Source organism: Pseudomonas petroselini (assembly GCF_045037875.1).
GTDB classification, from domain to species: Bacteria; Pseudomonadota; Gammaproteobacteria; order Pseudomonadales; family Pseudomonadaceae; genus Aquipseudomonas; species Aquipseudomonas petroselini.
Map to the genome: position 1 here is coordinate 1,821,421 of NZ_CP173614.1, position 23,581 is coordinate 1,845,001.

The window sequence follows — 23,581 nt, forward strand, 5'->3', positions numbered from 1 at the left end:
AAAAACGCCCCGTTCTCATCACGAGAGCGGGGCGTTTTTTATGGCGTCACGACCTCAAGCGTAGCTCTCGGTCTCGGCGGCAGGTGCAACCAGCTCCAGGCTGATGTTGTTCTGCATGTTGATCTTGCGATACAGCTCGGCGTCGGTCTCCAGGACTTTCTCCCGCGCCGGGAAGATTTCCTGCAACTTGGTCGCCCATTCCCCGGCGGTTTTTTCCGGGAAGCAGCGTTCGATCAGTTCCAGCATGATCGAAACCGTCACCGAAGCGCCTGGGGATGCGCCCAAGAGTGCTGCCAGCGAACCATCTTTGGCCGCGACCAGCTCGGTACCAAATTGCAGCACGCCGCCTTTCTTCGGGTCTTTCTTGATGATCTGCACCCGTTGGCCGGCCACTTCCAGGCGCCAGTCTTCGGCTTTCGCCTCCGGGTAGAAGCGGCGCAGGGATTCCAGGCGCTGCTCCATGGACTGCATCACTTCGCTGACCAAGTATTTGGTCAGGTCCATGTTGTCCCGGGCCACGGCCAGCATCGGGCCGATGTTGCCGGCGCGAACCGACAGGGGCAGGTCAAGGAATGAGCCGTGCTTGAGGAACTTGGTGGTGAACCCGGCGTATGGCCCGAACAGCAGGGACTTCTTGCCATCCACCACGCGGGTGTCCAAGTGCGGCACGGACATCGGTGGCGAACCCACCGCCGCCTGGCTGTAGACCTTGGCCTGGTGATGCTTGACCACTTCCGGGTTGTCGCAACGCAGCCATTGGCCGCTGACCGGGAAGCCGCCAAAGCCTTTGCTTTCTTCGATGCCCGAGGCTTGCAGCAGCGGCAGGGCCGCGCCACCGGCGCCGAGGAACACGAACTTGGCATCGACTTCACGGCTGTTGCCGCTGTTGACGTCCTTGATGCTCACGGTCCAGCCCGCGCCATTGCGCTTGAGGCCGGTGACACGCTTGCTGTACTTGACCTGGGCATCCGGCGAGCTGGACAGGTGGCTGAGCAGCTGGTTGGTCAGCGCGCCGAAGTTGACGTCGGTACCGTTCATCACGCGGGTGGCCGCGATTTTTTCGTCGAGCGGGCGGCCCGGCATCATCAGCGGCATCCACTCGGCCATCTCGTTGCGGTCTTCGGTGTAGTGCATGTCCGAAAACGCGTGATGCTGGCTGAGGGTTTCAAAGCGCTGCTTGAGGAAAGACACACCTTTTTCGCCCTGCACGAAGCTCAGGTGCGGCACCGGGCTGATAAAGGACTTGGACGAGCCAAAGGTGCCCTTTTGGGTCAGGTACGCCCAGAACTGCTTCGACACCTCGAACTGGGTGTTGATGTGCACGGCTTTCTTGATGTCGATGGAGCCATCTGCGGCCTGCGGCGTGTAGTTGAGCTCACACAGGCCGGCGTGGCCGGTACCGGCGTTGTTCCACGGGTTGGAACTTTCCGCGGCACCCGAATCCATCAGCTCAACGACTTCCAGCTTGAGGCCGGGGTCGAGCTCTTTGAGCAGTACGGCCAGGGTGGCACTCATGATGCCGGCCCCTACCAGTACTACGTCGACTGCTTCGTTATGCGCCATTTAACGCGTCTCCAAAATCTGCAGCACCAAATTGACGGCATGGCTGCCAGGAGTGACGGGGCGGTTCACGTGTTGCCCCAGGTTACCCATGGCCAGGATCGCCATGTCCGATTCGCAATTCTTTGCAACTTCAGCACACGCTTCCTGCCGGGCGAATCTGCCTATGAACGCATTCATGGGCGCCTGTGGCAATTCGACTTATGGTCAAAGCGTGTGATTCGTGCAATCAATCCGTAGCGGACAGGCTCAAGCTCCGGTTGTTGAGGAGTACTTGGTCCTGTGTGGTTGGGCTGTTCCAGACGCTGATGGTGCTTGTACAAACGCCAAACTATTCATTTGCTCGCCACACTCTTGTGAAGTTGTGAAAACCCGTTTTTTCACGCTCTTTTGAAGACGTGAACCTCAAAAAAGGGCTGCCCCAGCCTGGCACCTGGCCCGGATACCTTGCCGACATGCGGCAAAACGGGCAAACAACTCAAGTGGCCGAGCGCAATGGCAGCTCTGGCAGATTCGGTAAAGACGGGTGGTTTGCAAAAAAACAGCAAGCGCGCCAGCTTCACTCGATCTGTGTGGGCGGCTCTCTGTGGGCGATTCTTGGGGTTAATGCCGAGGCATTAACGATGCTGCGAGGCCCGATCAGGAGACGTCCTTATAATCGGGGGGAGATTGTAGCGAAGAACGCCAAGGAAATGGGCGTGTTTTATGACTTTTATTAGGCGTTCGGTCAGGCGGCCAACGGCTGGTGCCGGGGTGACTGCGCTGGACGCGGGCTGACACGGGCGCGGGCCGGCAGCGGGTGGTGCATCCAGCTCAGGCGGATTTCGTCGATTTCCACCCAGCCGTCACCTACAGGAGGCTGGCTGCACTCCTTGAAGGCCTGGCAACGACCTTGCGCATCGAGCAGGGCGTACTGGCGAAGGGCGGTCTTGCGCGTGAACAGTGACCAGAAAAAGTGCATGGCGATCAACCTCCTGAGATTGGGGCCAAGCTTGCCTGTCGGGCATGACGGGTCTGTGTATCGGTCATGACATATCAGTGACATCGAACCGCTACAGTCCGCAGGGGTCTCAGGATGTAACTGGCGCTAGTTCCCGGCACTGGCGCACCGCTATACTGCCCGCCTGTCGGTACTCGATTTCTGGAGAGAAGAGCATGTTGCAACGCCTGTTGTTCGGTTTGATCACTGTGACCAGTTTGACCTTGGTTGGCTGCGCCAACAGCCCGCAACAACTGACCCCGGAACCGAAGATCACCACCCAGTTGGCCCCAGTCGGCCACGGCCAGGCGGTATCGGTGCGTGTGGTGGATGGTCGTCCATCGCCGACACTCGGCTCGCGCGGTGGCCTATACCCGGAAACTGCCCTGGTCTCGGTGAACGCTCAGGACGTACTGCCCAAGCTGCAAGCCCAGGCTGAAGCCGCCGTGCGCCTGCTGGGTTTCACCCCGAGCCCCAACGCGCCGGGTGCTCCGCAGTTGACCATCACCCTGGCCGAATTGAAATATCAGTCGCCTAAAGACGGTCTGTACGTGACCGAGGCGTCCATCGGCGCGACCTTCAAGTCCGACGTCAGCGCCGGTACCCGTCGCTACAGCGGTCGCTACGGTGCGTCCCTGAACCAGCGGTTCGGTATGTCGCCGAACCAGGAAACCAACACCAAGTTGGTCAGCGATGTCCTGAGTGACGCCTTGACTCGACTGTTCAAGGACCCAAGCATCGGTTCATTGCTCAGCTCGCAATAACCGCTTCCCCAAAAAAAACCGGACGCTGCGAGGCGTCCGGTTTTTTTTCGCCTTCAGTTTCATGCGGCGGTGTCGATACAGAAGTCCAGCAGGCTCACCCCCGTCAACAGATCGGTCTCCGGCAAGTCCGCATGCTGGTGCCCGCCAAGCGCGCAATACACCAGCCAGTGGCGGTCCTGGACGTTGAAGGCCAGGCCGCCGATCAGCGCCTCTTGCTCTTCGCTTTGGGCGATCAGGTACAGCCGATCCTGGTTTTGCGCGTGCAACATGACAAGCTCCTAAAGCGTCGAAGGGCAACAGAGTGGCCTGTTAAGGTGACGTTCAGGTGACGACGTAAATTACTGGATACATTAGCCGTCAATGGGGGAGGGAGCATTTGCGGCGCTGGAGGCCACTATCGTTCAGGTTTGTATCTGAACTGATACCAAGACACTGTCTACTGAGGTTTGCGATGGCGCTGCCCGCACTATTGATTAATGTTGTGGCTTTACTGGTGGCCTGCCCGGGTGCCGCGCTGCTGTTCATCACCCGCCTGCACGAACAGCGCGCGATGGCCGAACTGACCGCACAACGCGAAGACCGCGCGATCGACCAGCCGATGTTGTTTCTGGATGTGCGCACCGAGCGGGCGCATCGCCTGGCTTACCGCGTCGGGTTCGCCTGCCTGGGGTTGGCGCTGGCCCTCTCCTGGCTCAGCACCCGTCTTTAAACACGCCATAAAGCAAATGTGGGAGGGGGCTTGCCCCCGATAGCGGTGTGCCAGTCAATTAGATGTCGACTGACACTCCGTCATCGGGGGCAAGCCCCCTCCCACATTTGGATCGGTGTTTTACAGCGGAATGCCCGCTTTGACCCGATACTGATTGCGCACCGGGGTTGCATATTGCACCACCAGGAACGGCCGGTGCTCGGCCGGGCATTCGTTCAGGCGGCGCTCCCATTCAGCCTTGGCCTTGGCCAGTTCGTCCGCCGGGAACACTTCGGCCGCCGTCGGCACCTGCAATTGCGGGTCGGCGTCGCTCCACTGCTGGTACGCCAGGTAGTGCACCGGGAACAGCCTGTAACCGCCCAAAATCTGCCGGTCCATTTCCACCGCCAGCAGCTTGGTGTCTTCGAAGCGTTCGGTAATCGGCGGTGCGAAGTTGATATGCACCCGGCCCTTGTAGCCCGTGATGCCAAGGGCGATGCTCACGTCATCCTCACCCGGTGCCTTGCAGTAGGTACCCGTCGTGGCGCGGATATACAGCTCGCGAGCCTTGGCGGTATCGCAAGGGTCGTACTCGTAGCTGATCGATACCGGCGTCAGGTTCAGCGACTGGATCACCTCGGCAAACGGCTCGTCCTTGCGGCTGACGTGGAACATCTTGAGGATCGCCGACTCGGTGCGATCGTCCCCATCCTTGGCGCGCCCTTCGGCCTGGGCGATCCAGATCGACTGGCAGTCGTTGCGGATCGAGTGGTTGATGTAGGCCGACAGCAGGTTGTAGGCCGCCATCTTCTCCTTTCGCCCGGTGATCGAGCGGTGCACGATAAAGCTCTTGTTCAGGCGCATCAGGTCGCTGACAAACGGCTTTTGCAGCAGGTTGTCGCCGATGGCGATGCGGGGCGTCGGCAGGCCGGCGTGGTATACGGCATAGTTGACGAAGGCCGGGTCCATTACGATATCGCGGTGGTTGGCCAGGAATACGTAGGCGGTGCCAGACTTGAGTTGCTCTACACCGGTATAAGTGACGCCGTCGGTCGCTCGATCAATGGTGTGATCGACGTAATACTCGACTTTGTCCTGCAGCGTGGCCACGGTGGTGACGCCGGCGAATTCACGGCGCAGCTTGCGGGCGATCATTGGCTTGAGCAGCCAGCCCAGGGCGCCGGCAAAGCGCGGGAAGCGAAAGTGGGTCAGGATGTCCAGAAAGGCCTTGTCACTGAACAGCCGGTCCAGTACTGCCGGGACTTCGCTGTCGTTGTAAGGTCGGATGGTATCGAATTGGCCCATCATGCTCTCTTGTTAGAAACGGCTAGGGTAAGTAAAGGAAATACCAGGGCGCGGCCTGAGTAATGGGCTCAGCCGAACGATAACCCTGTAAATAGACCGGCGATTATACGCACAAGTCACCTTGGAGGCTGCGATGCTGGAAAGCGCGACGTACGATTGTCCTTATTGTGGTGAAGTGGTCGAGACAACGGTGGATTTGTCGGGTGGTGACCAGACCTATATAGAAGACTGCCAAGTGTGTTGCCGACCGATTATTTTCGATCTGCAGGTCCATGGTGAAGAATGGATGCTTGAAACCCGCAGCGAGAACGAATAACGGGGACGCCCATGCAGCGAATCTACGAACCGGAAAACCTGATGGAAGGCGAGCTGCTGCAACAGATGCTCGCCAGCGAGGGCATCGAGGCGCACCTGGTGGGGCGCCATTTGCTGGGCGGCACTGGCGAATTGCCGATCTTCGGCCTATTGGGGCTGGAGGTGGACAACGACCGGGCCGTTGACGCCCGCGAGCTGATCACTGCCTACATTGGCGCGCAACCCTTGCCCGGCGACGAACCGGACAGCTTCCCCGACGTGCTGGTCTGTTAGGCTGTCGGTCGGTTTACCCAAGAGTCATGTTGCCCCATGTGTGGACGTTATGCCCTGTTTCGCTGGAACCCTGCTTTTGCTGCCTTGCCGGGCTTCCCGGCCGACCAGCAGGCCCAGTGGAACATCTCTCCGAATGATTCGGTACTGATCCAGCGCGCCACCGACGGCCAACGCACCCTGGCGCGAGCCCGCTGGGGGCTTACACCGCCTTGGCTGACCGACCTGTCCCGCACGCCTGCGCATGCGCGAGCCGAAACCTTGGCCGAACAACCAATGTTCCGAGAAGCGTTCCGCCAGCGTCGCTGCCTGCTGCCCGCCAACGGTTTCTACGAATGGCGCGGTACCCAGCGCAAACGCCCGTACTGGTTGACACCGGGGGAGGGCTCGACGCTGTTTTTCGCCGCGATCTGGGAAGCTTACCCCGTGCAGGAGCAGGTGTGGCTGAGCACGGCGGTGGTGACCCAGGCCGCACAGGCTCAGCGCCGGCCGTTAATCCTGGATGCAGCAGGGCAGGAGGCCTGGCTTGATCCCGAGACGCCGTTGCCTGTGTTGCAAGGCTTGTTGGCCAGTGAGCCGACCGCGTTGCGCGAGCGGGTTTTGGCCAACATGGTCAATGACCCGAAGCTCAATGGGCCGGAGTGCCTGACGCCGGCGTGAGTCAGTAAGTGTTGGGTTAGGTTGACTGGTCCCTTCGCGAGCAAGCCACCGAAAATCCCTAGACTTTGAACTGATTGATCAACCGCCGCTGCTGTTCCGCTAACTTGGTCAGGTCCGCACTGGCCGCGCTGGACTCATCCGCGCCGCCCGCCACCTCATTGGCCACCTGGCCAATATTGATCACGTTGCGGTTGATATCCTCGGCCACTGCGCTCTGCTCCTCGGCCGCGCTGGCGATCTGGGTGTTCATGTCGTTGATCACCGACACGGCCTGGCTGATGGTTTCCAGTGCTTCGGCCGCCTTGGCCGCGTGCTGCACGCTTTCATCGGTACGGCTCTGGCTGTCTTCCATCAGCCGCACCACATCCCGCGTGCCTTGTTGCAACTGCTGGATCATGGCCTGGATTTCTTCGGTGGCCTTCTGGGTTTTCTGCGCCAGGTTGCGCACTTCGTCGGCGACCACGGCAAAGCCACGCCCTTGCTCGCCGGCACGCGCCGCCTCGATGGCCGCATTGAGTGCCAACAGGTTGGTCTGCTCAGCGATCCCGCGAATGGCCGTGAGGATGGCGTTGATGTTCTCGCTGTCCTTGGCCAGGGTTTGCACCACGCCCACCGCCTTGCCGATTTCCTCGGCCAGTGCGCCGATGGACGTCGAAGTGTCGCGCACAATGCGCATGCCCTGGCTCGCGGCCTGGTCGGCATGGCTGGCGGCTTGCGCGGCCTGGGTGGCGTTACGCGCAACGTCTTGCGCCGTGGCGGTCATCTCATGCACCGCAGTCGCGACCTGATCGATTTCCACCATCTGTTTATGCACGCCCTGATTGGTGCGGATCGCGATGTCGGCGGTGTGCTCCGACGAGTCGCTGACCTTCTGCACTGAGCTGACCACTTGGGTGATCATGCCCTGTAGTTTGATCAGGAAGGTGTTGAAGCCGTTGGCAATAGCACCCAGCTCATCGGCGCGATCACTGGTCAGGCGCCGCGTCAGGTCGCCTTCGCCCTGGGCGATGTCATTGAGCATGGCCACCATTTGCTTGAGTGGGCGGGCGATGCCGTGGCCGACCAGCCAGATTACCAACAGGCCGATGCCCGCAATCAACAGGCCTGCAATGGCCATACCGACGATGTCGGCCTTGCGTTGTGCGTCCAAGTCGCTTTGCAGTGTGTGCAAGTCTGCCATCACCGCGTTCAGCGGCAGTTGCATCATCAAGGTCCAGCGCGCATCGGTCTGGCCAATATTGAAGGGCAGGAACAGCTCGATATGCCCGTGTTCCCTGTCGATGTCGTAACGCACTTCGCCGGCTTTCAGTTGGGCGAGGTTGGCCAGTTCGTTGGTGTCCAGCAGGTCGCTGGATTTTTCGCCAAGCTTGCTGGCGTCCTTGGTGTAGGCCACCAGGCGGCCGTTGCTGGAGATCAGCGCCAGTTCACCGGCCCCGTTGTAGAGGTTTTGATCGGCGCTGGTGAGCATGTCCTGGATGAAGTTCACCGAGAGGTCCGCCCCGACAATGCCCTGGAAGGTGCCATCGATCATGATCGGTTCGATAAACGAGGCCAGCATCACCATCGCGTTGCCGACCTTGTAAGGGGCAGGGTCGATGGCGCAGGCTTTTTTGCTTTCCTTGGAGCACAGGTAGTACTCGCTGGCGCGCACGCCGGTGGAGAGGATTTTCTGGTCGGCCACATCGGCGAGTTTATCCAGGCCCAGGCTGCCATCCGCGTTGCGGTACCACCACGGCAGGAAACGCCCGTCGGTGCCCATGCCCACTATCGGGCTGTCCACGTAGGCGGCGTCGTTGTGTTCGATCGCATTGGGTTCCCAGCCAATGTAGGCGCCGAGGATTTTCGGGTTGCGCACCACGGTTTCGTGCAGCAGGTTGATCAGTTGTTCGCGGCCGATCTGCAGGGCCGGTTGGCCCTTGGCGTCTTTCATGCCGAGCAAGGCGTTGGTGGTGGCCAGGGCCTTGGCGCTCACCAGCGGCGCTTCCAATTCGCGCTGGATCATGGTGGCCTGGGTTTGCGCGAGGGTCGTAAGGCGCTGCTCGATGATCTGCTCGAATTGAGCCTGGGTGCGCGCCTGCACCCTCTCCTGAGTCCGCGCGCCGGCAAACAAGGCATACAGCACCAGCACCGCGATCACGCTGAGGACGATGGCGCCGGCCAGTGCCGCGACAGAAAATTGAATCGACTTGAATTTCATGAACGCTCCGGGCGCAAACGAAGAGGGCTGCCTTTTTGTATCGGCCACTGGCCCAATGGGCATGAGGGGGCGCCCGGTAAAATAGTGGGGTGTGTCGCAAATGGAATGGTCGCGCCGCTGGCAAACTGTGCGATGTATCCGAAATTCAGCGGTTACACGTCTGGTGTATCTGGCGCCGATACACATGAGCGCCTACGATACGCGCCATGTTTTCAGGCGTCTTTTCAGGGAGAGTGTGTTGATGAAGAAATCAATGGCGATAAGTGGATTGGTTGCAGCGATGTTGCTGGCCGGTTGTCAGTCGGTCAACACCACCAGCGGCGGTGCCGTTGGGGTCGAGCGCAAGCAGTACATGTTCAGCATGCTGTCGAGCCAGGAAGTCGACCAGATGTATGCCCAGTCCTACCAGCAGACACTGGGCGAAGCCAGCAGCAAGGGCCAGTTGGACAAGACCAGCGCCAACGCCAAGCGCGTGCAGGCCATTGCCAAGCGCCTGATTGCCCAGGCGCCGACCTTCCGCCCGGATGCGGCGCAGTGGAAGTGGGAAGTGAACCTGATCAAGAGCGACGAGATGAACGCCAACTGCGGGCCTGGCGGCAAGATCTTCGTGTACAGCGCGTTGATCGATAACCTCAAGCTCACCGATGACGAACTGGCCGCGGTCATGGGCCATGAAATTGCGCATGCCTTGCGTGAGCATGGTCGCGAAGCCATGTCCAAGGCCTACGGGATCGAGATGGCCAAGCAGGGGGCCGGTGCACTCTTTGGCCTCGGCCAGGACAGCCTGGCATTGGCCGATACCGTGGCCAACTACGGCATGACCTTGCCCAACAGCCGCAGCAATGAAAACGAAGCAGACCTGATCGGCCTGGAACTGTCGGCTCGCGCGGGCTACAACCCGAATGCGGCGATCACGCTGTGGAATAAGATGGCCAAGGCCTCGGAAGGCTCGCCGCCTGAGTTCATGAGCACTCACCCGGCGTCCGACAGCCGAATTGCCTCGTTGCAGGCGGCGATTCCGAAAGTGATGCCGCTGTACCAGCAGGCCAAAAAATCCTGATCCACCGATAAGCACATGGCTGGATTTTTGTAGTGAGCGAGCTTGCCTCGCGCGGGGCAAGCCCGCTCACTACAGAACTGTGCTCATGAGCGCCTTAGATCCAGCCGCTGCTCTGCATGGCCTTGTACACCGCCACAATCGCCAGGACGAAAAACGCTGTCGCCGCCAGTCGACGAATCAAGGTCAATGGCAGTTTTTCCGCCGCAAAATTCCCCGCCAATACCACCGGCACGTTGGCAATCAGCATGCCCACGGTGGTGCCGATAATCACCAGCCACAGTTCCGGGTACTGCGCCGCCAGCATGACCGTGGCGATCTGCGTCTTGTCACCGATTTCCGCGAGGAAGAACGCAATCAACGTGGTCAGGAATGGCCCGAATTTGCGGCTGGTACTGGCTTCGTCATCATCGAGTTTGTCCGGCACCAGGGTCCACAGCGCCGTGGCGCAGAAGCTCGCCGCCAGGATCCAGTGCAGCACAGCATCCGAGAAGAAACTCCCGAACCAGGCCCCCACGGCACCGGCAGCCGCATGGTTGGCCAGGGTCGCGGCGACGATGCCGGCGATGATCGGCCAGGGCTTGCGGAAGCGAGCGGCAAGGATGAGTGCGAGCAGTTGCGTCTTGTCGCCGATTTCGGCCAAGGCAACGATTGCGGTAGGAACGAGTAATGAATCCAGCATCAGGTAGGTTTCCAGGGGCGGGTCGACACGGCTATGACACGTACAGCCTTCCCGCCCCGGGTAAGGTGTGCGTGTCATAGGTCTTGTCAAACCCCGGTCCGTCTGTGCGGACTCCTGGGTCGCATACGCCATGGTCTGCTGACCAAGTATGTTGACGTATGCCGGACGAGCGTGGCGCTCGTGGGAGACTACTCCCCTAGGACGGAGCGGATTCTGCCTAGGCAAAATCCATTCGGCAAGTGTTCTTTTTCAAACGCCCGTCAGCCGCGCTTGGCACGGTAGATGCGGAAACCATTGCCTTCGGCCTTCACCGCACACACGCCCAGATGCTCTTCGATCAGCGGCTGGTACTTCAGGAAGCTATTGGCGACCAGGCGCAATTCGCCGCCTTTTGCCAGATGTTTCGCCGCTTTTCGCAGCAGATTCTCGGTGGCGAAATAATCGGTATGCACCCCGACATGGAACGGTGGGTTGCTCAAAATTGCGTTCAACCCCATCGGCGCCGCGTCGATGCCATCACCGGTCAGCACCTCGGCTTCCAGGCCATTGGCGGCCAAGGTCAAGCGACTGCTGGCCGCAGCAAACGCATCCACATCCAGCATCGTGACGGTGTTGTGCGGGTAGCGACGTTTTACCGCAGCCCCCAGTACGCCAGCGCCGCAACCAAAGTCGAGCAGATGACCACTCGGCAGTTTGTCCAAATGCGCCAGCAACAGCTCGGTGCCGCGATCCAGGCGACCGTGGCTGAACACGCCCGGCAAGCTCACCACCTTCAGGGGGCCTTCGGCCAGCGGCACCTCGAAGACCTGCGCAAGGCTTTCCAGCTCGACCGCCTGCGGCGCGTTGGCCACGGTGACCTGCCACAGCTGGCAATGCCGCGCGTTGTCGAGCTTGCGCGGTTTGCCGAAGGGAATCATCTGCTTGGCGGCGCTTTCGATACCGGCCTTTTTCTCGCCGACCAGGAACAACTCGGCGCCGGGCAAGCGTGCAGCCACGGCGTTGAGCAGGTAGTCGGTGAGGTCCTTGGACTTGGGCAGGAAGATCACCGCCGCGTCAAAGGCGCGCTCCGGCACGGTCACACCGAAGTGGCTACGCTCGGCGAAGCGTGCGTCGAGTGCCGCCTGGTCGCCGGCATGCCAGCTCCAACCGTGGGCGTTGGGCAGGCGCCCCAGCAGGTCGTCGGCAGGCAAACCCACCAATAGCAGGTTGCCTTGAAAAAGTTCGGCCTGACGAAGCAGTACTTCACTGCGCGGATCCATGGTCTGCTCCTTGAAAAGGGGCGCAGTTTATCAACTGACGACGCGCAGCGGGGCGCCGCTGAAAAAGCTCCGGGCGTTTTCCGCCAGTTGACCGACGATGCGCTGGCGCGCTTCTCGACTGCCCCAGGCGTTGTGCGGTGTCACGATCAGCCGAGGGATATCGCCGGCCAGCAGCGGGTTGCCGTTGATCGGCGGTTCCACGCTCAGCACATCGGTCGCCGCGCCACCCAGGTGGCCGTTGCGCAACGCATCAGCCAGGGCCTGTTCGTTGATCAAACCACCGCGTGCGGTATTGACCACAAACGCACCCGGCTTGAGCAGCGCCAGTTCGCGGGCGCCGATAAAGTCGCGGGTGTGTTCATTGAGCGGACAGTGCAGGGTGAGGGCGTCGACCTGCGCGAGCAGTTCATCCAGCGGCACGCGGTCGGCACGGGCAGGGCGTCCCGGAATCGCACCGAGCACCACGCGCATACCAAAGGCTTGCGCCAGGCGTGCTACGGCGCTGCCCAATTCACCGTGACCGAGCAGGCCGAGGGTTTTGCCTTCCAGCTCGACGATGGGGTGGTCCAGCAGGCAGAACTGCTTGGCTTGCTGCCACTTGCCGGCGCTTACATCCCGTTGATAGTCCTTCAAGCGCGTCGCCAGGTTGAGCAGCAGCATGATCGTGTGCTGCGCCACCGACGGCGTGCCGTAGCCCTGGCAGTTGCTCACGGTGATGCCTTGGGCGCGGGCGGCTTCGAGGTCGACGTTATTGGTGCCGGTGGCCGACACCAGAATCAGCTTGAGTTCCGGGCAGGCCGCCAGGGTTTCGCGATTTAGGGCGATTTTGTTGCTGATGGCTACCTGAACGCCTTGCAGGCGTTCAACCACATTCTGCGGCGTGGTGCCTGTAAACAACTGCAACTCGCTGAAGCTGTTGCGCAGCTCGCTGAGGTCAAGGTCCCCCAAGTCCAGGGACGGGTGATCAAGGAAGACGGCGCGGCGATTGTTCGTCATCAACTGTACCTTTTGCGACAGGGTTCGAAGGCGTAATCTGCCGAGCCTATCAGATGAAATAATCAGTTACTTAAAGGGAGTGAGCATGTACGCCGCCGAGTTCTTGACTGTAGCCCTGATTCACTTATTGGCGGTGGCCAGCCCCGGCCCGGATTTCGCGGTGGTGGTGCGTGAAAGTGTGACCCACGGCCGCCGCGCCGGCACCTGGACCGCACTGGGCGTGGGCTCGGCGATATTCCTGCACGTGGGGTACTCGCTGCTCGGTATCGGCCTGATCGTGTCCCAGTCCATCGTGCTGTTCAACGCGCTCAAATGGGCGGCGGCGGCCTACCTGCTGTACATCGGCTTCAAGGCCCTGCGCGCGCAGCCGGCCAAGCCGGCCGCCGAGGGCGAGTTGCACCGCGAGGCGGGCGAGCGCACCCCGCGTGGGGCGTTCACTGCCGGCTTCGTGACCAACGGCTTGAACCCCAAAGCCACGCTGTTCTTCCTGTCGTTGTTTACCGTGGTGATCAACCCGCACACACCGCTGGCGATCCAGGCTGGTTACGGCGTGTACCTGGCGGTAGCGACGGCGCTGTGGTTCTGCCTGGTGGCGATGCTGTTCAGCCAGCAGCGCGTACGCGCCGGGTTTGCGCGGATGGGGCATTGGTTTGATCGGACCATGGGCGCGGTGTTGATCGCCATCGGGGTAAAGCTGGCCTTCACCAGCATGAAATAGGCTGGATGCTGGCGCAAAGCTAGCATTCATTGGGGTCTGCAAATCATTCCTTTGGGTGATTTGGTTGAAACATAAGGTCTCTAAAGTGCAGGTCTTCAAGCCAAGACCGTGCAGTCATAAAAGGGATTCGTATGTTGCAGACCCGTGTTATCCCGCCCGCCGAAGGTGCGTACCAATACCCGCTGTTGATCAAACGCCTGTTGATGTCCGGCACCCGTTACGAGAAGACCCGGGAAATCGTCTACCGCGATAAGCTGCGCTACACCTACCCGACGTTGATCGAGCGGGTCGCGCGCCTGGCGAATGTGTTGACCGATGCCGGCGTCAAGGCCGGTGACACCGTGGCGGTGATGGATTGGGACAGCCATCGCTACTTGGAATGCATGTTCGCCATTCCGATGATCGGCGCGGTGATCCACACCATCAACGTGCGCCTGTCGCCGGAACAGATCCTGTACACCATGAACCACGCCGAGGACCGCTTCGTGCTGGTCAACAGCGAGTTCGTGGGCCTTTACCAGGCCATCGCCGGGCAGCTCACCACCGTCGACAAGACCCTGCTGCTCACCGACGGCGAGACCAAGACCGCCGAGTTGCCCAACCTGGTGGGCGAGTACGAAACCCTGCTGGCCGCCGCCAGCCCGACATACGACTTCCAGGACTTCGACGAGCATTCCGTCGCCACCACCTTCTACACCACCGGCACCACCGGTAACCCCAAGGGTGTGTATTTCACCCATCGCCAACTGGTGCTGCACACCATCGGCGTGGCGACCATCATGGGCAGCGTCGACAGCGTGCGCCTGCTCGGCACCAACGACGTGTACATGCCCATTACACCGATGTTCCACGTGCACGCCTGGGGCCTGCCGTACGTGGCGACCATGCTTGGCCTGAAACAGGTCTATCCCGGCCGCTACGATCCGGAATACCTGGTGGAGCTGTGGCGCAAGGAGAAGGTCACCTTCTCCCATTGCGTGCCGACCATCCTGCAAATGGTGCTCAATGCCAAGGCCGCCCAGGGCGTGGATTTTGGCGGCTGGAAAATCGTCATCGGCGGCAGCGCGCTCAACCGTTCGCTGTATGAAGCGTCCAAGGCGCGTGGCATCCAATTGACCGCTGCGTACGGCATGTCCGAGACCGGGCCGCTGGTGTCCTGCGCCCACCTCAACGACGAGTTGATGGCCGGCAGCGAAGATGAACGCATTACCTACCGCATCAAGGCCGGCGTGCCGGGGCCGTTGGTGGAGGCGGCGATCATCGACGGCGACGGCAATTTCCTGCCTGCCGACGGTGAGTCCCAGGGTGAATTGGTGTTGCGTGCGCCGTGGCTCAGCGAAGGTTATTTCAACGAGCCGCAAAAGGGCGCCGAGCTGTGGGCCGGCGGCTGGATGCACACCGGCGACGTGGCCACGCTGGATGCCTTTGGCGTGATCGACATCCGCGACCGCATTAAAGACGTGATCAAGACCGGCGGCGAGTGGATCTCGTCCCTGGCCCTCGAAGACCTGGTCAGCCGCCACCCGGCGGTACGCGAAGTAGCGGTGGTGGGCATCGCCGACCCGCAGTGGGGCGAGCGCCCGTTTGCGCTGCTGGTGGTGCGTGATGGCCATGTGATAGGGGCCCGCGAGCTCAAGGAACACCTCAAGCCGTTCGTCGAACTGGGCCACTTGAGCAAGTGGGCAATTCCAAGCCAGATCGCCGTTGTTACGGAAATTCCCAAGACCAGCGTCGGCAAGCTCGACAAAAAACGTATCCGAGTTGACATCATTGAGTGGCAGGCCAACAACAGCACGTTCCTGTCGACGCTCTAATGCCCGCGCCGTGCCCATTCGGGCACGGCACTGCTCTATCTCGCGCCTTCACTTGTGATTTGCCAATTTTCAGCCATCCTTGCCGCGTCGGCCTTCGCCGACATGGCGAAAGGGTCGTGGCAGACGGGTTGGTGATGCAAATCACACTTTAGAGGGATCAAGCACTACCCCCTGCTGGCTATAGTCCCTTCCAGAGTTTTTCACGGATGTTCCGCTTCGGGCCATGGGGGCTCGGCTGCCGAGCGGCATTGGAATCGTTGTATTCCGGCCGTTACAAGCATCACAGAACGAACTCACTGCCATAACAATAATGCACATGGAGTAGCGTCGATGACCTCAGTAAACCAGTTCTGGCGCCGGGCAAAACTGCCCCTGGCCGTCAGTCTCGCCTCTACGCTCGCCGGGCCCGCATTCGGCGTCAGTTTCAATATCGGTGAAATCGAAGGGAGTTTTGACTCGTCTCTTTCCGTGGGGGCGAGCTGGTCGACGGCTGAACGCAACCGCAGCCTGATCGGCGTCAACAACGGCGGCAAGGGGTTGTCGCAAACCTCCGATGATGGGCACCTGAACTTCGACAAAGGTGACGCCTTCTCGAAGATCTTCAAGGGTATTCACGACCTTGAGCTGAAATACGGCGACACCGGTGTGTTTGTGCGTGGCAAGTACTGGTATGACTTCGCGCTGCAAAACGAAGAGCTCGACTTCAAGGACGTCAGTAACAACAACCGCAAAGAGGGCGCCAAGTCCTCTGGCGGGCAGATACTCGATGCCTTCATTTACCACAACTACACTATCGCTGATCAGCCAGGTAACGTGCGCTTTGGTAAGCAAGTGGTGAGTTGGGGTGAAAGTACCTTCATCGGTGGCGGTATCAACTCCATCAACCCGATCGACGTGTCCGCGTTCCGTCGCCCTGGGGCGGAAATCAAGGAAGGCCTGATTCCGGTCAACATGTTCTACGTGTCGCAGACGCTGACCGATAACCTGTCTGCGGAAGCGTTCTACCAGTTGGAGTGGGACCAGACCGTTACCGACAACTGCGGCACCTTCTTCTCCCAGCCCGATGTGGTCTCCGACGGTTGCAGCGATAACCTGCGCCTGCTTGCCAAACGCTCGACCATTGCAGCCACTGCGCCGGGTCGCGGGGCGCTCGCTCAATTCGCCGCGAGTGGCGTGGATACCAACGAAGAGGGCACCCTGGTACGGCGTGGCGGTGATAAGGATGCGCGTGACAGCGGCCAATTTGGCGTGGCCATGCACTACAACTTTGAGCCGCTGGACACCGAATTCGGTGCCTACTTCATGAACTACCACAGCCGTGCGCCGATCTTCAGCGCCACGGCGGCTCCTGCTTCGGCTTATGCAATTGCGCCCGCATTTGGCACGCTGGCTCCGGTGTTTATCGCGGGTAACTCTAAGTACTTTATCGAGTACCCGGAAGATATCCGTCTGTACGGCTTGAGCTTCTCAACCACATTACCAACGGGGACTGCCTGGAGCGGTGAGCTCAGCTATCGCCCTAACGCACCGGTACAGCTCAACACAACCGACATCCTATATGCGGGCGTGAAAGACCTGGGCGGTACATTTTCGAACGCTTCCCTACTCACCGGCGCCAAGGGCCAAGACCTGAATGGTTACCGTCGTAAGGAAATCACTCAGTTCCAGACCACACTGACGCACTTTTTTGATCAGGTGATGGGCGCCAGCCGCTTGACCCTGGTGGGCGAGGTGGGTGTAACACATGTGGGTGGTCTTGAGAGCAAGAACAAGGTTCGTTATGGCCGCGATCCAGTCTTCGGCCCGGGCGCTTTGCCGTCTACCGGCGGCCGTAATACCTGCGCGCAGATCCTTAACCCGTCCACTATCGGCGGCGCCGGCCCAGGTGCAGATGCCAGCAATGTCTCCAAGTACTGCGACAACGATGGTTTTACCACCGCCACCTCTTGGGGTTATCGCGGTCGCGCCATCTGGGAATACCCGGATACGTTTGCAGGCGTCAACCTCAAGCCAAGTGTGGCCTGGTCCCATGACGTCAAAGGTTATTCGCCAGGCCCTGGCGGCAACTTTGAGGAAGGCCGCAAGGCGGTCAGCCTGGGTGTGGATGCCGAATATCAGAACACCTACACCGTGGGCCTGAACTACACCAACTTCTTTGGAGGCAAGTTCAGCACCGTGGACGATCGTGACTTTGTTGCCTTGAGCGCGGGCATGAACTTCTAAGCACACTGTATTTTCAGGAAGACCAGAACATGAAAATAACCAAAAGTCTGTTGCACGTGGGTGTGCTTGGGCTGTCGATCCTGGCGAGCAACGTCATGGCCGCAGTCTCGGCGGATGAAGCGGCCAAGTTGGGCACGAGCCTGACGCCGATGGGCGCCGAGATGGCCGGTAACGCCGCAGGCACCATTCCTAAATGGTCGCCGCTGCCTACCAACGCCGGCGCCGTCGACGCCCGTGGGTTCCTGGCCAACCCCTACGCCAGTGAGCAACCGCAATTCACCATCACTGCGGCGAACGTGGAGCAATACAAAGACAAGCTGGCACCGGGGCAGTACGCGATGTTCAAGCGTTACCCGGAAACCTTCAAGATGCCGGTCTACCCGACCCATCGCGGCGCCACCGTGCCGGCTGATGTGTTCGCCGCTATCAAGAAGAACGCCACCACCACCAACCTGGTGTCCGGCGGCAACGGCCTGGAAAACTTCGAAACTGCCGTGCCGTTTCCGATTCCCAAAAGCGGCGTTGAAGTCATCTGGAACCACATCACCCGTTATCGCGGTGGCAGCGTGACCCGTCTGGTAACCCAGGCTACGCCACAAACCAACGGTTCCTACAGCCTGGTGTACTTCCGCGACCAGTTTGTGTTCCGCGACAAGATGAAAGACTTCGACCCGAAAAACCCGGGTAACGTGCTGTTCTACTTCAAGCAGCAAGTGACCGCGCCGGCCCGTCTGGCCGGTGGTGTGCTGCTGGTGCACGAAACCCTGGACCAGGTGAAGGAGCCGCGTTCGGCCTGGGTCTACAACGCCGGCCAGCGCCGTGTGCGCCGGGCGCCGCAAGTGTCCTATGACGGCCCAGGTACCGCCGCCGATGGCCTGCGTACGTCCGACAACCTCGACATGTACAACGGTGCACCGGATCGCTACGACTGGAAGCTCGAAGGCAAGAAAGAAATCTACATCGCCTCCAACAGCTACAAGATCGATGATCCGAAGCTCAAGTACGCCGACATCATCAAGGCCGGCCACATCAACCAGGACTTGGCTCGCTACGAGCTGCGCCGCGTCTGGCACGTGGTCGCGACCTTGAAGGAAGGCCAGCGCCATATCTATGCCAAGCGTGATTTCTTCATCGACGAAGACACCTGGCAAGCGGCGGTCATCGACCACTACGACGGCCGTGGCCAGCTGTGGCGCGTCGCCGAAGCCCACGCCGAGAACTACTACGACAAGCAAGTGCCGTGGTACGCCCTGGAAACCCTCTACGACCTGCAGTCCGGCCGCTACCTTGCACTGGGCATGAAGAACGAAGAGAAACAGGCTTATGACTTCGGCTTCACCGCCACCACCAGCGACTTCACGCCAGCGGCCTTGCGCCAGGATGGTGTTCGCTAAGCTGAGTTAACTCGCAAATGTGGGAGGGGGCTTGCCCCCGATAGCGGTGTGACAGTCAAAAAGTGCATTGACTGATCCGTCGCCATCGGGGGCTTGCCCCCTCCCACATTTTTTGTCGCAGTTCTTTTTCAGGCAAATGTTGCAAAGATCTACAAACCTGCCGCTTTTACCGCTAGTCTGCGGACATCTGCAATGCCGACAACAGCCTTCTACAAGAGCCCGGCGATGACTGATCTGTCCCGAATCCAAGGGCCTGCCAGTGCGGTAATCCCCACCCTGGAAGGTCGTTTCTACAGGCCACCCCTGCCTGACGGCTACGTGCTGCGACCGCGCCTGTGCGAGCGCCTGAGTGCCGGGCTGGAAGGGCGGCTGTTGCTGGTCAGCGCGCCGGCGGGGTTCGGCAAGAGTTCGTTGGCGGTGGAGTTCTGCCAGAGTCTGCCGCCCCATTGGCAGAGTTTGTGGCTGGGCCTGAGCCCGCGTGACAGCGACCCCGGCCGTTTCCTCGAACGCCTGCTCGACGGTTTGCAGCAATTCTTCCCGCAACTCGGCGCCCAATCCCTGGGCCTGCTGAAAATGCGCCAGCGTCACCAACCCTTTGCCTTCGAAGAATGGCTGGATGGCCTGCTCGATGAGCTGACGGTCCACTTGTCCACCCGCGCGCCGCTGTTGCTGGTGCTGGATGACTATCACCTGGCCCAAGGGCCGGTGCTCGATCGCTGCCTGCAGTTTTTCCTCAACCATTTGCCCGATGGCCTGGTGGTGCTGGTCACCAGCCGCCAGCGCCCGGACTGGCATCTGGCGCGGCTGCGGTTGTCGCGCCACCTGCTCGAGCTGCACGAACAAGACCTGCGCCTGACGCATGGCGAATCCCTGGCGGTGCTAGATCGCCACAGCAGTTCCTTGCGCGGCGAAGCCCTCGACAACCTGATCCGCCGCAGTGAAGGCTGGGTCGCCGGTTTGCGCTTCTGGTTGCTGGCCGCCTCTGAAGCCGGCAGTGATGGTGCCCTGCCCCAGAGCCTGCACGGGGGGGAAGGGCTGATCCGCGATTACCTGCTGGAAGAAGTGATCGACTGCCTGCCGGCCGACGTGCAGGCGTTTTTGTACGACACTGCCCCTCAGGATCGTTTTTGCAGCGCGCTCTGCGACGCCGTGCGCGAAGCTCATGACAGCGCCGAAATCCTGCGTTACCTGCAAGCCCACCAAGTGTTCCTGGTACCGCTCGACGAGCAGGGCCATTGGTACCGTTACCACCATTTGTTTTCCGACCTGCTGCGCACCCGACGCGCCAGCAGCAACGTGCTGCCGGCGGCCAGCCTGCACCTGCGTGCGTGCCGGTGGTTCAATGCCCAGGGCTTGATCGATGAAGCGGTGGAGCAGGCGTTGCGCGCCGGTCACCTGGATGTAGCCGCCAACCTGGTGCAGAACCTGTCCGAAGAGCAACTGTTGGCCGAGCAGAATGTGGGCATGCTGCTGCGCTGGAAAATGGACTTGCCCGACAGCCTGCTGATCAGCACGCCGCGCTTGATCGTGCTCTACAGCTGGGCTTTGGGCCTGGCCTGTCAGTTGGACGCGGCGGAGGAGCTGTCCAGCTACCTCAGCCGCTTCCTGCCGGCACCGTCGGCCACCGCGCAGAAATCGATGCTGGCTCAATGGCTGGCGCTGAGCGGGATCATCGCCCGGGGCCGGGGCGATCGCGAGCTGACCCAGCGCTATTGCAGCGAAGCGTTGGAAAGCCTGCCGCAACGGCGTTACGGCCAGCGACTGATGTGCCTGTCGACCCTCTCCAACCTGGCCATTGTCGATGCCGACCTGTGGCGTGCCCGTGGCTTGAATCGCGAATCCCTGGAGCTGGCGCAGCGCGTCGGCAACCCGTTGTTCGAGGCCCTGGCCCATTACGACCGTGCGCGTGTGTTGCAGGCGCGCGGCGAAATCCTGCGCTCCCTGGATGAAGTGCGCCAGGGCCTGCAACGCCTACAGGGCCTGGCGCCTCAACGGTTGTACGCGGTGCGCGCGCGTCTATCGCTCTATGAAGGTTTTTTGCTGCTGGTGCGGCTCCAGCCCGAAGCCGGGCTCGCCCGCTTGCGCGCCGGCCTGGCCGAAGCCCGCGCTTGTCGCGACATCAGCGTGTTGATCGGCCATTGTGTGATCGCCAGTTTCGAAGGCCGTCGTGGCGACTTCGCCCGTGCCTTTGCCGAGCTCGCCGAGGCGGAGCGGCTGATGCATATCTGGGACGTGCCACCGATCTACTACCTGGCGATGATCACCCTGATCAAATGCGAGCTGTGGCTTGCCCAGGGCCGCACCGACCTGGCCGACGCCTGGCTGACCCGCCTGGCGCAAACCTACAACGGTGAGCAGGCTGCCGCCGCGCCAGAGTTTCATCCACACCTGCCGCAACATATCGGGTTGCAGCAGGCGGCCCTGGATGCCATTCGCCATCAACCCGTGGCGGCGCTGCTCCGGCTTGAAGAGTTGGCACAACAGGCCCACAACAGCGGCCGCCAGATGATTGCCCTCATGGCCCTGACTCAACAGGTGCAACTGCTGATTGAAGGCGGTCAGGAAACCAAGGCGCGTCCGGTGCTGGTCCAGGCACTGGAGGCGGGTGCCGGTGGCGCGTTGCAACCCTTCCAGCGGTTGTTGGAAGCCCACCCGGAATGGATGCGCGAGCAACTCGCCAAAGATCCTCATGGTTTACTCAACGAGAGCCTGCAGGCGCTGCTGCCGGCGGTCGTGGTGGTGGAGGCTGCTTCAACCCATGAAACCTTGAGTGCGCGGGAGCTGGCGGTGCTGCAATTGATCGCCCAGGGCTGTTCGAACCAGGAGATCAGCAATCGGCTGTTCATCTCGCTACACACCGTCAAGACTCACGCCAGTCACATCAACAGCAAACTGGGGGTTGAGCGGCGCACACAGGCGGTGGCGCGGGCGCAGGAACTGAGGTTGATTGGCTAGAGATACCCTGTGGCAAGCGAGCTTGCTCACGTTGGGCGGCGAAGCGGGCTCAGTCTGTTTTAATAGTGCAATTATTCTGGCGATACTCGCCTGAAAACGTCATTTCATTTGCACGAGAGCCCTTCCATGGAATCCGCCAAGCCGACTCTTATCCGCGAAACCTTCCCCGTCGGCCCCCTGCAGTGCAATTGCACCATCATCGGCGACCCGATCAGCAAAAAAGCCATCGTAGTCGACCCGGGCGGCAACCATGAGCTGATCCTGGCGCGGCTCGATGCCTTGGGCCTCAAGGTGGTCAGCATCATCCACACCCATGCCCACCTGGATCACTTCCTGGCGTCCGGACAGTTGAAAGAGAAGACCGGCGCTACATTGCACTTGCACAAGGAAGATCAATTCCTCTGGGACAATCTGGAAATGCAATGCCAGATGTTTCGCGTTCCCTACACCCCGGTGCCTTCGCCTGATCGCTGGCTGGAAGATGATGAGGAATTGGCCTGCGGTTGCGGCGTGGCGTTGCACACGCCGGGGCACACGCCGGGTTCGATGAGTTTCTGGTTTGCCGACGCCAAGCTGCTGATTGCGGGCGACACACTGTTTCGGCGCGGTATCGGGCGCACGGATCTATGGGGCGGGGACCAGGCGACCATTGTGCGTTCGATCAAACAACGGTTGTACACGCTGGATGAAGGGGCGACGGTGGTGACTGGCCATGGGCCGGATACTCGCTTGGGTGATGAAATGCGTGAAAACCCTTTTGTGCGGGCGTGAAGGAATAATTGCGGGGGCGGCGCTGTTCTCTGGCCAGGCTTGGCAAGCGTTGTAGCAAAAACTCAGGTCGTGTTCAGCGTGGGTCTGCTACGGTTTCTGTAGGCACGGAATTTTTACCGTTTGTCGCGTTCAAAACTCGGCACAGGTCCATTGCCAATGTCCTCTGCACCTCAGAATGCAAAAGTAGGAGCTCCCTTCATGTTCACTTCGCGTCGTCTGCTTGTTGTTGCTACGGTCGTAGCCCTGTTGTCTGGCTGCGCATCACCTAACCCTTATGACGGCAGCAGCCAGGGACAGGCGAGTAATGAATCCGGCGGTATGAGCAAGACTGCCAAGTACGGTGGCCTGGGTGCCCTGGCCGGTGCATTGGCCGGTGCCGCCATCGACCATAATAACCGTGGCAAAGGCGCGCTGATCGGCGCGGTCGTTGCAGGTGCCGGTGCCGCAGGCTATGGCTACTATGCCGACCAGCAAGAAAAGAAACTGCGTGAAAGCATGGCCAACACCGGTGTTGAAGTTCAGCGCCAGGGCGACCAAATCAAGCTGATCATGCCCGGCAACATCACCTTCGCCACCAACTCCGACGCGATCTCCAGCAGCTTCTACCAGCCGCTGAATAACCTGGCCAACTCCCTCAAGCAGTTCAGCCAGAACACCATCCAGATCGTGGGCTACACCGACAGCACCGGTAGCCGCCAACTGAACATGGACCTGTCCCAGCGCCGTGCGCAGAGCGTGGCCAACTACCTGACCTCCCAAGGCGTCAACGGTGCGAACTTGAGCGCTCGCGGTGCTGGCCCGGATAACCCGATTGCCAGCAATGCTGACGTCAACGGCCGTGCCCAGAACCGTCGCGTGGAAGTGAACCTCGGCCCGATCCCAGGCCAGCAGTACGGCCAGCCAGGTGCCCAGCAACAGGCGCCACAGCAGAACAACCAGTTCCAGGGCAACCCGTACTCGCAGTACCAGTAAAC

General features: G+C 60.8%; 22 protein-coding genes, 1 pseudogene and 1 riboswitch. Of the genes and pseudogenes, 14 read left to right on the forward strand and 9 right to left on the reverse strand.

Annotation, left to right across the window (positions count from 1 at the left end; all coding sequences use genetic code 11):
* Window positions 1-54 precede the first annotated feature (54 nt).
* Entirely contained in the window at window positions 55-1,563 is a 1,509-nt protein-coding gene (mqo, locus tag ACI512_RS08525; RefSeq protein WP_012722258.1) for a malate dehydrogenase (quinone), read from the reverse strand.
* Window positions 1,564-1,958: 395 nt separating this feature from the next.
* Here mqo and ACI512_RS08530 point away from each other — a divergent pair, with 395 nt between their 5' ends.
* The gene (locus ACI512_RS08530; RefSeq protein WP_231808448.1) at window positions 1,959-2,279 is read left to right on the forward strand and encodes a hypothetical protein; all 321 of its coding nucleotides are present in this window, start codon (window positions 1,959-1,961) and stop codon (window positions 2,277-2,279) included.
* A gap of 8 nt (window positions 2,280-2,287) precedes the next feature.
* Here the strand turns inward: ACI512_RS08530 and ACI512_RS08535 are convergent, their stop codons facing one another.
* Complete coding sequence (locus tag ACI512_RS08535) at window positions 2,288-2,521, reverse strand: hypothetical protein (protein ID WP_064054775.1); 234 nt, start codon at window positions 2,519-2,521, stop codon at window positions 2,288-2,290.
* A gap of 194 nt (window positions 2,522-2,715) precedes the next feature.
* Here ACI512_RS08535 and ACI512_RS08540 point away from each other — a divergent pair, with 194 nt between their 5' ends.
* Complete coding sequence (locus tag ACI512_RS08540) at window positions 2,716-3,303, forward strand: YajG family lipoprotein (protein ID WP_012722262.1); 588 nt, start codon at window positions 2,716-2,718, stop codon at window positions 3,301-3,303.
* A gap of 59 nt (window positions 3,304-3,362) precedes the next feature.
* Here the strand turns inward: ACI512_RS08540 and ACI512_RS08545 are convergent, their stop codons facing one another.
* Window positions 3,363-3,572 carry a hypothetical protein gene (locus ACI512_RS08545; RefSeq protein WP_012722263.1) on the reverse strand — a complete coding sequence of 70 codons (210 nt, stop codon included), beginning with the start codon at window positions 3,570-3,572 and terminating at the stop codon, window positions 3,363-3,365.
* Between the two features lie 182 nt (window positions 3,573-3,754).
* On the opposite strand from ACI512_RS08545, the gene ACI512_RS08550 reads away from it, so the two are divergent.
* Window positions 3,755-4,012, forward strand: coding sequence for a hypothetical protein (locus tag ACI512_RS08550; RefSeq protein ID WP_012722264.1), 258 nt, complete (start codon window positions 3,755-3,757; stop codon window positions 4,010-4,012).
* 120 nt (window positions 4,013-4,132) lie between these two features.
* On the opposite strand, the gene ACI512_RS08555 is transcribed toward ACI512_RS08550, so the two are convergent.
* Window positions 4,133-5,296, reverse strand: coding sequence for a 1-acyl-sn-glycerol-3-phosphate acyltransferase (locus ACI512_RS08555; protein ID WP_173390377.1), 1,164 nt, complete (start codon window positions 5,294-5,296; stop codon window positions 4,133-4,135).
* A gap of 133 nt (window positions 5,297-5,429) precedes the next feature.
* On the opposite strand from ACI512_RS08555, the gene ACI512_RS08560 reads away from it, so the two are divergent.
* Genes ACI512_RS08560 through ACI512_RS08570 form a run of 3 tightly spaced genes read left to right on the forward strand, consistent with a single transcriptional unit; the run spans window position 5,430 to window position 6,541 of the window.
* On the forward strand, window positions 5,430-5,612 hold the full coding sequence (locus ACI512_RS08560) for a CPXCG motif-containing cysteine-rich protein (RefSeq protein WP_012722266.1): 183 nt from the start codon (window positions 5,430-5,432) through the stop codon (window positions 5,610-5,612).
* A gap of 11 nt (window positions 5,613-5,623) precedes the next feature.
* Window positions 5,624-5,884, forward strand: a complete 261-nt coding sequence (locus ACI512_RS08565) for a putative signal transducing protein (RefSeq protein ID WP_003171843.1) — start codon at window positions 5,624-5,626, stop codon at window positions 5,882-5,884.
* Window positions 5,885-5,920: 36 nt separating this feature from the next.
* Window positions 5,921-6,541, forward strand: coding sequence for an SOS response-associated peptidase (locus tag ACI512_RS08570; RefSeq protein ID WP_012722267.1), 621 nt, complete (start codon window positions 5,921-5,923; stop codon window positions 6,539-6,541).
* Between the two features lie 58 nt (window positions 6,542-6,599).
* Here the strand turns inward: ACI512_RS08570 and ACI512_RS08575 are convergent, their stop codons facing one another.
* Together ACI512_RS08575 and ACI512_RS08580 are read right to left on the reverse strand one after the other, a co-directional pair.
* The gene (locus ACI512_RS08575) at window positions 6,600-7,442 is read right to left on the reverse strand and encodes a methyl-accepting chemotaxis protein (RefSeq protein ID WP_405121886.1); all 843 of its coding nucleotides are present in this window, start codon (window positions 7,440-7,442) and stop codon (window positions 6,600-6,602) included.
* A 15-nt stretch (window positions 7,443-7,457) separates the two neighbouring features.
* Window positions 7,458-8,924: pseudogene (locus ACI512_RS08580) on the reverse strand (HAMP domain-containing protein); the annotation flags it as partial.
* 55 nt (window positions 8,925-8,979) lie between these two features.
* Here ACI512_RS08580 and ACI512_RS08585 point away from each other — a divergent pair.
* On the forward strand, window positions 8,980-9,798 hold the full coding sequence (locus ACI512_RS08585; protein ID WP_043204803.1) for a M48 family metallopeptidase: 819 nt from the start codon (window positions 8,980-8,982) through the stop codon (window positions 9,796-9,798).
* Window positions 9,799-9,892: 94 nt separating this feature from the next.
* On the opposite strand, the gene ACI512_RS08590 is transcribed toward ACI512_RS08585, so the two are convergent.
* The 3 genes from ACI512_RS08590 to ACI512_RS08600 form a co-directional block, all read right to left on the reverse strand.
* Window positions 9,893-10,477 (reverse strand): TMEM165/GDT1 family protein, encoded by a 585-nt coding sequence (locus ACI512_RS08590; RefSeq protein WP_012722270.1) that lies wholly within the window; start codon window positions 10,475-10,477, stop codon window positions 9,893-9,895.
* An 89-nt stretch (window positions 10,478-10,566) separates the two neighbouring features.
* Window positions 10,567-10,686, reverse strand: a riboswitch (yybP-ykoY riboswitch).
* Between the two features lie 51 nt (window positions 10,687-10,737).
* A complete protein-coding gene (locus tag ACI512_RS08595) occupies window positions 10,738-11,736 on the reverse strand; it encodes a class I SAM-dependent methyltransferase (protein WP_093542172.1) in 999 nt (332 codons plus the stop codon).
* Window positions 11,737-11,766: 30 nt separating this feature from the next.
* Window positions 11,767-12,732 (reverse strand): 2-hydroxyacid dehydrogenase, encoded by a 966-nt coding sequence (locus ACI512_RS08600; protein WP_046034332.1) that lies wholly within the window; start codon window positions 12,730-12,732, stop codon window positions 11,767-11,769.
* 85 nt (window positions 12,733-12,817) lie between these two features.
* Here ACI512_RS08600 and ACI512_RS08605 point away from each other — a divergent pair, with 85 nt between their 5' ends.
* The 7 genes from ACI512_RS08605 (at window position 12,818) to ACI512_RS08635 (ending at window position 23,579) form a co-directional block, all read left to right on the forward strand.
* A complete protein-coding gene (locus ACI512_RS08605) occupies window positions 12,818-13,450 on the forward strand; it encodes a LysE family translocator (protein ID WP_010213066.1) in 633 nt (210 codons plus the stop codon).
* A 131-nt stretch (window positions 13,451-13,581) separates the two neighbouring features.
* A complete protein-coding gene (locus ACI512_RS08610) occupies window positions 13,582-15,264 on the forward strand; it encodes a fatty acid--CoA ligase (protein ID WP_012722274.1) in 1,683 nt (560 codons plus the stop codon).
* Window positions 15,265-15,594: 330 nt separating this feature from the next.
* The gene (locus ACI512_RS08615) at window positions 15,595-17,487 is read left to right on the forward strand and encodes a DUF1302 domain-containing protein (protein ID WP_236378530.1); all 1,893 of its coding nucleotides are present in this window, start codon (window positions 15,595-15,597) and stop codon (window positions 17,485-17,487) included.
* 29 nt (window positions 17,488-17,516) lie between these two features.
* The gene (locus ACI512_RS08620; protein ID WP_012722276.1) at window positions 17,517-18,881 is read left to right on the forward strand and encodes a DUF1329 domain-containing protein; all 1,365 of its coding nucleotides are present in this window, start codon (window positions 17,517-17,519) and stop codon (window positions 18,879-18,881) included.
* A gap of 225 nt (window positions 18,882-19,106) precedes the next feature.
* Window positions 19,107-21,836, forward strand: a complete 2,730-nt coding sequence (locus ACI512_RS08625) for a LuxR C-terminal-related transcriptional regulator (protein ID WP_236383430.1) — start codon at window positions 19,107-19,109, stop codon at window positions 21,834-21,836.
* A gap of 126 nt (window positions 21,837-21,962) precedes the next feature.
* Complete coding sequence (locus ACI512_RS08630) at window positions 21,963-22,607, forward strand: MBL fold metallo-hydrolase (protein ID WP_064054783.1); 645 nt, start codon at window positions 21,963-21,965, stop codon at window positions 22,605-22,607.
* 198 nt (window positions 22,608-22,805) lie between these two features.
* On the forward strand, window positions 22,806-23,579 hold the full coding sequence (locus tag ACI512_RS08635; RefSeq protein WP_236383429.1) for an OmpA family protein: 774 nt from the start codon (window positions 22,806-22,808) through the stop codon (window positions 23,577-23,579).
* Window positions 23,580-23,581: the final 2 nt, after the last annotated feature.